The organism is Nocardia sp. CC201C, assembly GCF_030010695.1.
Taxonomy (GTDB): domain Bacteria; phylum Actinomycetota; class Actinomycetes; order Mycobacteriales; family Mycobacteriaceae; genus Nocardia; species Nocardia otitidiscaviarum.
In genome coordinates this window covers 1-6,700 of record NZ_JASCXP010000412.1, presented here as the reverse complement: position 1 = coordinate 6,700, position 6,700 = coordinate 1, and the positions used below count along the sequence as shown (strand labels likewise).

Annotated in this window: 7 protein-coding genes; 2 read left to right on the top strand and 5 right to left on the bottom strand. The window is 68.4% G+C overall.

Features of this window, described 5'->3' with window-relative positions:
- The 4 genes from QK444_RS30140 to QK444_RS30125 all read right to left on the bottom strand — a co-directional run.
- The coding region (locus tag QK444_RS30140; RefSeq protein ID WP_282785507.1) for a PfkB family carbohydrate kinase at positions 1 to 592 on the bottom strand (592 nt) is incomplete at its 3' end.
- A complete protein-coding gene (locus QK444_RS30135) occupies positions 589 to 1,353 on the bottom strand; it encodes an ATP-binding cassette domain-containing protein (RefSeq protein WP_282785506.1) in 765 nt (254 codons plus the stop codon). The genes QK444_RS30135 and QK444_RS30140, both read right to left, overlap by 4 nt.
- Before the next feature lie 8 nt (positions 1,354 to 1,361).
- Positions 1,362 to 2,339, bottom strand: coding sequence for an ABC transporter permease (locus QK444_RS30130; RefSeq protein WP_255222369.1), 978 nt, complete (start codon positions 2,337 to 2,339; stop codon positions 1,362 to 1,364).
- Positions 2,336 to 3,358, bottom strand: coding sequence for a substrate-binding domain-containing protein (locus QK444_RS30125; protein ID WP_195120584.1), 1,023 nt, complete (start codon positions 3,356 to 3,358; stop codon positions 2,336 to 2,338). Before QK444_RS30125 ends, QK444_RS30130 begins: the two co-directional genes overlap by 4 nt.
- A gap of 159 nt (positions 3,359 to 3,517) precedes the next feature.
- On the opposite strand from QK444_RS30125, the gene QK444_RS30120 reads away from it, so the two are divergent.
- Positions 3,518 to 4,522: a LacI family DNA-binding transcriptional regulator gene (locus QK444_RS30120; RefSeq protein ID WP_282785505.1), complete on the top strand. Its 1,005-nt coding sequence runs from the start codon at positions 3,518 to 3,520 to the stop codon at positions 4,520 to 4,522.
- Positions 4,523 to 4,701: 179 nt separating this feature from the next.
- On the opposite strand, the gene QK444_RS30115 is transcribed toward QK444_RS30120, so the two are convergent.
- Positions 4,702 to 5,922: an MFS transporter gene (locus QK444_RS30115; RefSeq protein ID WP_282785504.1), complete on the bottom strand. Its 1,221-nt coding sequence runs from the start codon at positions 5,920 to 5,922 to the stop codon at positions 4,702 to 4,704.
- A gap of 74 nt (positions 5,923 to 5,996) precedes the next feature.
- Here QK444_RS30115 and QK444_RS30110 point away from each other — a divergent pair.
- Positions 5,997 to 6,700, top strand: a 704-nt coding sequence (locus QK444_RS30110) for a TetR family transcriptional regulator (protein ID WP_282785503.1), incomplete at its 3' end; no start/stop codon positions are given.

Below are 6,700 nucleotides of genomic sequence, written 5' to 3'. Positions count from 1 at the left end.
CCTCCGGCGGGTTCGTCGCGGTCGCGCCGGTGAAGGTCGCGAGCTCGGTTTCGTTGACTATCAACGGATCACACCGATGCAGGAGATCGGTGGGCAGTTCCGCCGCCGGGGCGGCGTTGAGGATGAACCGCCGTGCGCGCCGCGCCGCCCAGGCCACCACCCGAACCGGCACCTCCAATTGCGCCACCACCACGTCCGCGTCCGCGATCAGCCGGGCCGCGGTGGCGGCGTCGAGTTCCGCATCGGTCTCCCACTGGAAATTGGCGGCCGGGTCGACCACGATCTGGTTCTCACCGGAGGCGACGGTGATGTAGGCCGTTCCGGTGTGGGCGCCCGGCACCTCGCACACCGCCTCGAGTCCGACGCCGTACTCACGCAGCGACTTCCGTAGCGAGGGGTCCGGCTCCGCACCGATTCGGGCCACGAATTCGACGCGCCCGCCAGCTTTGGCCGCCGCCACCGCCTGATTGGATCCCTTGCCGCCCAGATTGGTTCGCGTGCCGACCGCGAGGACGGTCTCACCGGGGGTGGGGAGCCGCGGCACCTCGCACACCACATCCCGATTGACCGACCCGAGCACCACCACCGTCACGAGGCCACCTCGGCGACATCGAGGTTGCCGGGTGCGGCACCGGTGATCAGCGCGACCAGCCGGTCACCGTCCACTTCGTCGATGCGATGTGCGGCAACGGATCTGCCGCGCCGCAGCACCACTACGTTGTCGCAGATGCGCAGCACCTGGTCGAGATCGTGGCTGATGATCAGCACCGTGACGCCGCGCTCGCGCAGCCCGCGCACCAGCTGTTCCACCGCGGCCGTTTCCCGGACACCGAGTGCGGCGGTGGGCTCGTCCATGATGACCATGGACTTACCCCAGGCCACCGCCCGCGCGATGGCGATGCTCTGGCGCTGACCGCCGCTCATCCGCCGGACGGTGGTGCGCACCGACGGCACGTCGACATCCAGGTCGCGCAGGATCTCCCCGGCGCGGGCGATCATGGCCTTGCGGTTGACGATGCCGAGCGGATACACCAGCTCGCGATTGAGGAACAGGTTCTGCCAGACGGTCAGGTCGTCGATGAGCGCCAGATCCTGGTAGACGGTCTCGATACCCATCCGCCGGGCATGCTCGGGCGAGCGCAACCGCACCGGCTCGCCGCGGAACAGTATCTGCCCGGTGTCGGGCGGCTGGACGCCGGTCAGGCAGCGCACCAGCGTCGACTTGCCCGCGCCGTTGTCGCCGACCAGTGCGGTGACCTCACCCTCGGGAATCGTCATGCTGACCCCGGCGAGCGCCCGTACCGAGTCGAACGACTTGGTGAGATCTCGTGCCTCCAGCAGTGGAATCGCCATGTGCTGACCTACTTTCGGAAGCGGGCGATGCCCGCGGCGAGCAGCAGTACCGCGCCGACCGCGACCGGCTGGTAGTACTGCGAGATGCCGAGAATGGTGAACCCGTTGATGAGCGAGGTGAAAAGCACCGCCCCGCAGACGGTTCCGAGGACCGATGCCTTGCCGCCGGACAGCGATGAGCCGCCCAGCACCACGGCCGCGATGGAACTCAGCAGATAGGTGGTCTGCAACGACGGATCCGCCCCGCCATTGCGGGCGACCAGCATGACACCGGCGATACCGCACAGCAATCCGGACATGGCGTAGGCGAACAGGCGAATCCGGTTCACCGGAATCCCGGTGTCCCGGGCCGCCTCCAGCCGACCGCCGGTCGCGAGCAGATGGGTGCCGATCCGAGTCCGGAAGATGATCACCGCCACCGCCAGCGCGGCCAGCAGCGCCAGTAGCCAGAACCAGCGCACCGGGCCGATGCCGTCGAGTGCGAGCCGTTGCAGGAACTGGGAACTCACCGCCTGCGTATTGCCGTGCGTCAACAGCAGCGTGATGCCGTTGAGCACGCTCAGCATGCCGAGGGTCACCACGAAATCGGTCATGCCCAGCCGACCGACCAGCACCCCGTTGACGACGCCGACCGCCAGTCCGCCGAGAATCGCGCCGGTGATGCCGATCGCCAGCGGATAGCCCTGCGCGGTCAGATAGCCGAGAATCGCGGCGGCCCACGGCAGGTTGGCTCCCACGGACAGGTCGATGCCACCGGCCGTGATCGCGAACTGCTGGCCCAGGGCCAGCACGGTCAGAATGGTCGAGGCGACGAGCAGGTCACTGATGTTGTCCAGCGTCAGGAAGTGCGGGGTGGCGATGAAGAACACCACCCAGAGCACCACCAGGGCCAGGGGAGCCGCGAATTCCGCGATTCTGGACAGGATCTCGGTGCGTCCCGCGCGCTCGCGCGAGTCGACCGATGCGGTGTCCACGATGGCCGTCACTTGTCCAGGAGCCCTTCGATCGGGTTGTCGAAGGCGACGATCGGGCGCGGGAACGCCTCGATCTGCTGTTCGACATTGTCCGCGCCGATGAACGCGATCGGGGCCACGACGCGCGAGGGCAGGGTCTTGCCCTGGTGCAGGGCCAGGCACCCCTGCACGGCGAGTTGGCCTTCCGCATAGGGGTATTGGGTCACGGTGCCGTACAGATCCCCGGACCGCACGGCGTCGAGAGCGGCCTGGATGCCGTCGACCGAGATCACCTTGATCTGTTCCGACTTGCCCGCGTTCTTGATCGCCTGTGCCGCACCGAGTCCCATGGTGTCGTTCGCGGCGAAGACACCGGTGATGTCCGGATGCGCCCGCAGCATCGCCTCGGTGACCTGGAGGCCCTTGTCCTGCTCGTAGTCGGCGGGCGCCTTCTGCACGATCTCCAGCTTGCCCGCCACGGCGTCGCTGAAACCCTGGTCACGGTTGATGCCGTTCTGCTCGCCCGCGATGCCCTGCAGCATCACCACCTTGCCGCTGCCGCCCAGCGCCTGCACCATCCGCTCGCCGGCGATCCGACCGGCATCGAGATTGTCCGAACCGATGAAGCTGGCGTAGCTGACACCCGCCGCCTCGGACGCCTTCGCGTCGATCTGGGTGTCGAGGTTCAGGATCGGAATGTCCTTGCGCGCGACCGGCGTCAGCGGCGTGATCACATTGGTGCTGTTGACCGGGACCACGCCGAAGCAGTCGTAACCCTGGGCCGCCATGGTGGAGATCTGGGCGTTCTCGCCGTCGGCATCGGTCTCGGACTGTCCGGCCTGGACGTCGACCCGCACGCCCAGCGCCTCCGCCTCGGCCTTCGCGCCGTCGCGCAGCGCCGCCCAGTACGGGTTGGTGAAGTTCCGGGTGACGATCGCGATCTTGAAATCGTCGGAGCCGGAGTCATCACCGCGGCCGCAGCCGGTCGTCAGTGCGGCAACCGCGGTGACCAGGGCGACAGGTATCAGAGCGCGGCGAAATCGTGCATTCATCGTGAACCGACCTAATCTGTTTCGTAGTATCAACTCGTGTTGATCAACACGAGTTGAATGACAGTGTGTGATGCGGGTCACGAGCTGTCAAGGGGCTGGTCTTTCACCGTCGGCCGGTTCGATGCTTGGATGGACGGTGCGCGAGAAGGAGATGACTCGATGGCGGTCACACGGGCCGACGTGGCTCGGCTGGCGGGTACGTCTCCGGCGCTGGTCAGTTATGTGATCAATGGCGGTCCGCGACAGGTCGCGCCGGCGACCCGGGCCCGCATCGAGGCCGCCATCGCCGAACTCGGCTACCGGCCCAATATGTCCGCCCGCAGCCTGCGCACCAACCGCGGCCACGCCCTCGGCATGGTGATCCCGGACGGGGCCAATCCGTTCTTCGCCGAACTGTCCGCGGTGATCGAGGCGGCGGCGTTCGCGCGCGGGTATCCGCTCTTCGTCGGCAACGCGGATGGAGACCCCGCGCGCGAGCAGGCCTATGTGCGCTCGTTCATCGACCGCCGCGTCGAAGGGCTGCTGGCGATTTCGTCCGCGTGGGAGACCGGTATCGCCGATGCCTGCGAGCAGGCCGGGATGGTGCTGGTCGCCTTGGACCGCATCATCGACCCGACTCGGTGCACGCATGTGCTGTGCGATTCGGTGGCGGGGGCGCGACAGGCCGTGGACCATCTCATCGACCATGGTCACCGCCGGATCGCCTGCTTGAGTGGACCGCATGTCTCCACGGCCGAGGATCGGGTGCGGGGATATCGGAATGCCTTGGCGGCCAAGGGCTTGCCCGAAGGCGTCATTGTGCGCACCGATTTCGGCGGCTCGGCCGGGTACCACGCGCTGGCCGAGTTGACAGCCGGTCCGAAGCCCCCGACCGCCGTATTCGTCACCAGTGACCTCCAGGCCATGGGGATGCTCCGCGCCGCCTACGACACGGGGTTGCGGGTTCCCGACGATCTGGCCGTTGTCGCCTTCGACGGCATCGAATACTCCCGATACACCCGCCCCGGCCTGACCACCATGGTCCAACCGGCCCGCCGCATGGGAGAACTGGCGGTGGACCTGCTTCTCGAGCAAATAGAAAGCAGCGCACCCGATCCCGGCATCATCCGCCTCGCCGCCGAATTGCGCACCCGCGGGTCCTGCGGCTGCTCGGACGAATTCTGAGGCTGCCGAGCGCGGATGCGTGTGCGGCGGTCGTGCGCGGTGACCGACTGCGACCAGGCGACAGCGGCCGCGCGCCGACGAACGGACGGTCGCGGTCGCTGCCGGGTGGCTCGGCCCTCGATCGCCGCGGGGATGACCGTGATGGGGACGACACCGCCCGCGACCGCTGCGGGCCTGGCTCAGCCCGCGACCGCCAGGTGCTGCAAGCGCGCGCCGAGCACCGTCAATCCCAACGCCACGAGCAGCAGTGCCGCCAGCGTCCACGCGAGGGCCGAAAACCCGTGCGGCGCGGTGACGGAGGCGACGATCGGACCGACGGTGGCTCCCACGTAGAAGCTGAACATGGCGACCGAGGAGGCGGCGGCCCTGGCGTCGCCGCCGAGTTCGCCCGTGGTTTGGAGAACCGCCGGGGCGATAACGCCGAGACCGCCGACGAGGACGGCGAGCAGGGCGGTCAGGATGCCGATGTGACTGCCCTCGAAGGTGGCGGCCACCATGGCCGCCGCGGCCACCAGGGTGCCGAGCATGATCTGACGGTGTTTGGTGAGCCGGGCGAGCGGCACGGCGAGCAGCGGCAGCGCCACCATGACCGGCAGCGCGCCCGCGCGCAGGGCGAGCAGTTCGCCCGAACCGTGGACCAGGCCGGTGATCTCGATGCCGGTGTAGACACCCACCATGACGGCCATGGACAGTGCGCCTGCGATCAGCAGAGGCAGCAGTGGCCTGATTCGTAGTACCGCGGGCACGGTGGCGTAGCTGTGCAGCAGCGGTCGATCCGTGCCGGTCGGCGCGTCGGGCACCATGACCGCGCGCAGCGCCAGTGCCAGCGCCGCGAAGGCCACCGCAGACCCGAGGAACATGGTGCGCCACGGGAGCGAGGCGACCACGGCCTGCGACGCGATCTGCGCCAGCACCGTCGCGGCCAGGAACGAGGTGGCCACCGACATGGTCACGACGGCGCGATGCGCGGGCGTGATCCGCGTGGCCACATAGGCCATGATCGCGGGCGGTATCGAGCCGACCACCAGGCCCTGGACGACCCGCAGACCGATGGCGATCGGCGCGCTGAGAGCCAAACCGGTCAACAGGGTGACCACTGCGGCGGCGAGCATCCCGGTCATCAGCACACGCCGGTGGCCGTACCGGTCCGACAGCGGGCCGAAGGCGACGAAACCGCCCGCGTACCCGAAGGCGAAGGCGCTGATGATCCACGTCATGGCGCTCGCGCTCACCTGCCAGTCGGACTGCATGGCGGTGAACAGCGGAATCGGTATGTACATCTGCCCTGTCGCCAGTAGGGCGGACAGCACGAAGACCGGTAGCGTGCGCGCGGTGTGGGCGCGGTGCGTGGCGGTCGAGACCTGGGTGTCGGTCGAATTCGGCAGGGCGGTGGTCGGCATGGTGACGACGGTAGGACGCCGGTGACCATCATGTCAACCAAATAGTTGGATTAGTGGATGTTAGAGTCGCCGTCATGAACGCTCCGGCCAAGCGCAGTGACGCGACCAGGCGGGCCCTGCTGCGTGCGGCCCGCGCGGAATTCGCCGAGTACGGCCTCGCGGGCGCGCGCGTGGACCGCATCGCGGAGGCGGCGGGGGTGAACAAGGAACGCATCTACGGCCTGTTCGGCAGCAAGGACAAGCTGTTCGACGTCATCCTCATCGACACCATGCGCGAGTTCCTCGAGGTGGTGCAGCCGCTGTCGGAGACCGAACCGGGCGAGTACGTGGGCAAGCTCTTCGACTACCACCGCGCGCATCCGCAGCTGCTGCGGCTGCTGCTGTGGGAGGGCCTGCACCGTGGTGCGGACGCGCACGATATCGACGGCTGGCGCGCCGATCACTATGTGCGCAAGTTCAATCGGGCCCAGGAGCAGTTCGGTGTGGACGAACGCCGGGCCGGTTTGGTGCTGCTCGCCCTGTGCGGGCTGGCCAACTGGTCGCTGGCGGTGCCGCAGACCACCCGACTGCTGCTCGGCGAGGCGGCCGACGACACCGAGGCCACCAAGCGGTTCATGGCCGACTTCGCGCGATCGGCCATGCGGGCGGGGCGCGGGGACCTCGAACTGGTCAATACCTTGACCGACGAGGCTCCCGCGCATAGCGAGGATGTGCGTGCGGCCGCGCTCAGCGAGGACGTACGTGCGGGCGGAGTGGTCGCCCCCGCCCCCCGCCCCCC

Coding starts and splice junctions, on each gene's coding strand:
- QK444_RS30125 (WP_195120584.1), bottom strand. CDS start 3,358: ATGAATGCACGATTTCGCCGCGCTCTGATACCTGTCGCCCTGGTCACC.
- QK444_RS30115 (WP_282785504.1), bottom strand. CDS start 5,922: ATGCCGACCACCGCCCTGCCGAATTCGACCGACACCCAGGTCTCGACC.
- QK444_RS30120 (WP_282785505.1), top strand. CDS start 3,518: ATGGCGGTCACACGGGCCGACGTGGCTCGGCTGGCGGGTACGTCTCCG.
- QK444_RS30135 (WP_282785506.1), bottom strand. CDS start 1,353: ATGGCGATTCCACTGCTGGAGGCACGAGATCTCACCAAGTCGTTCGAC.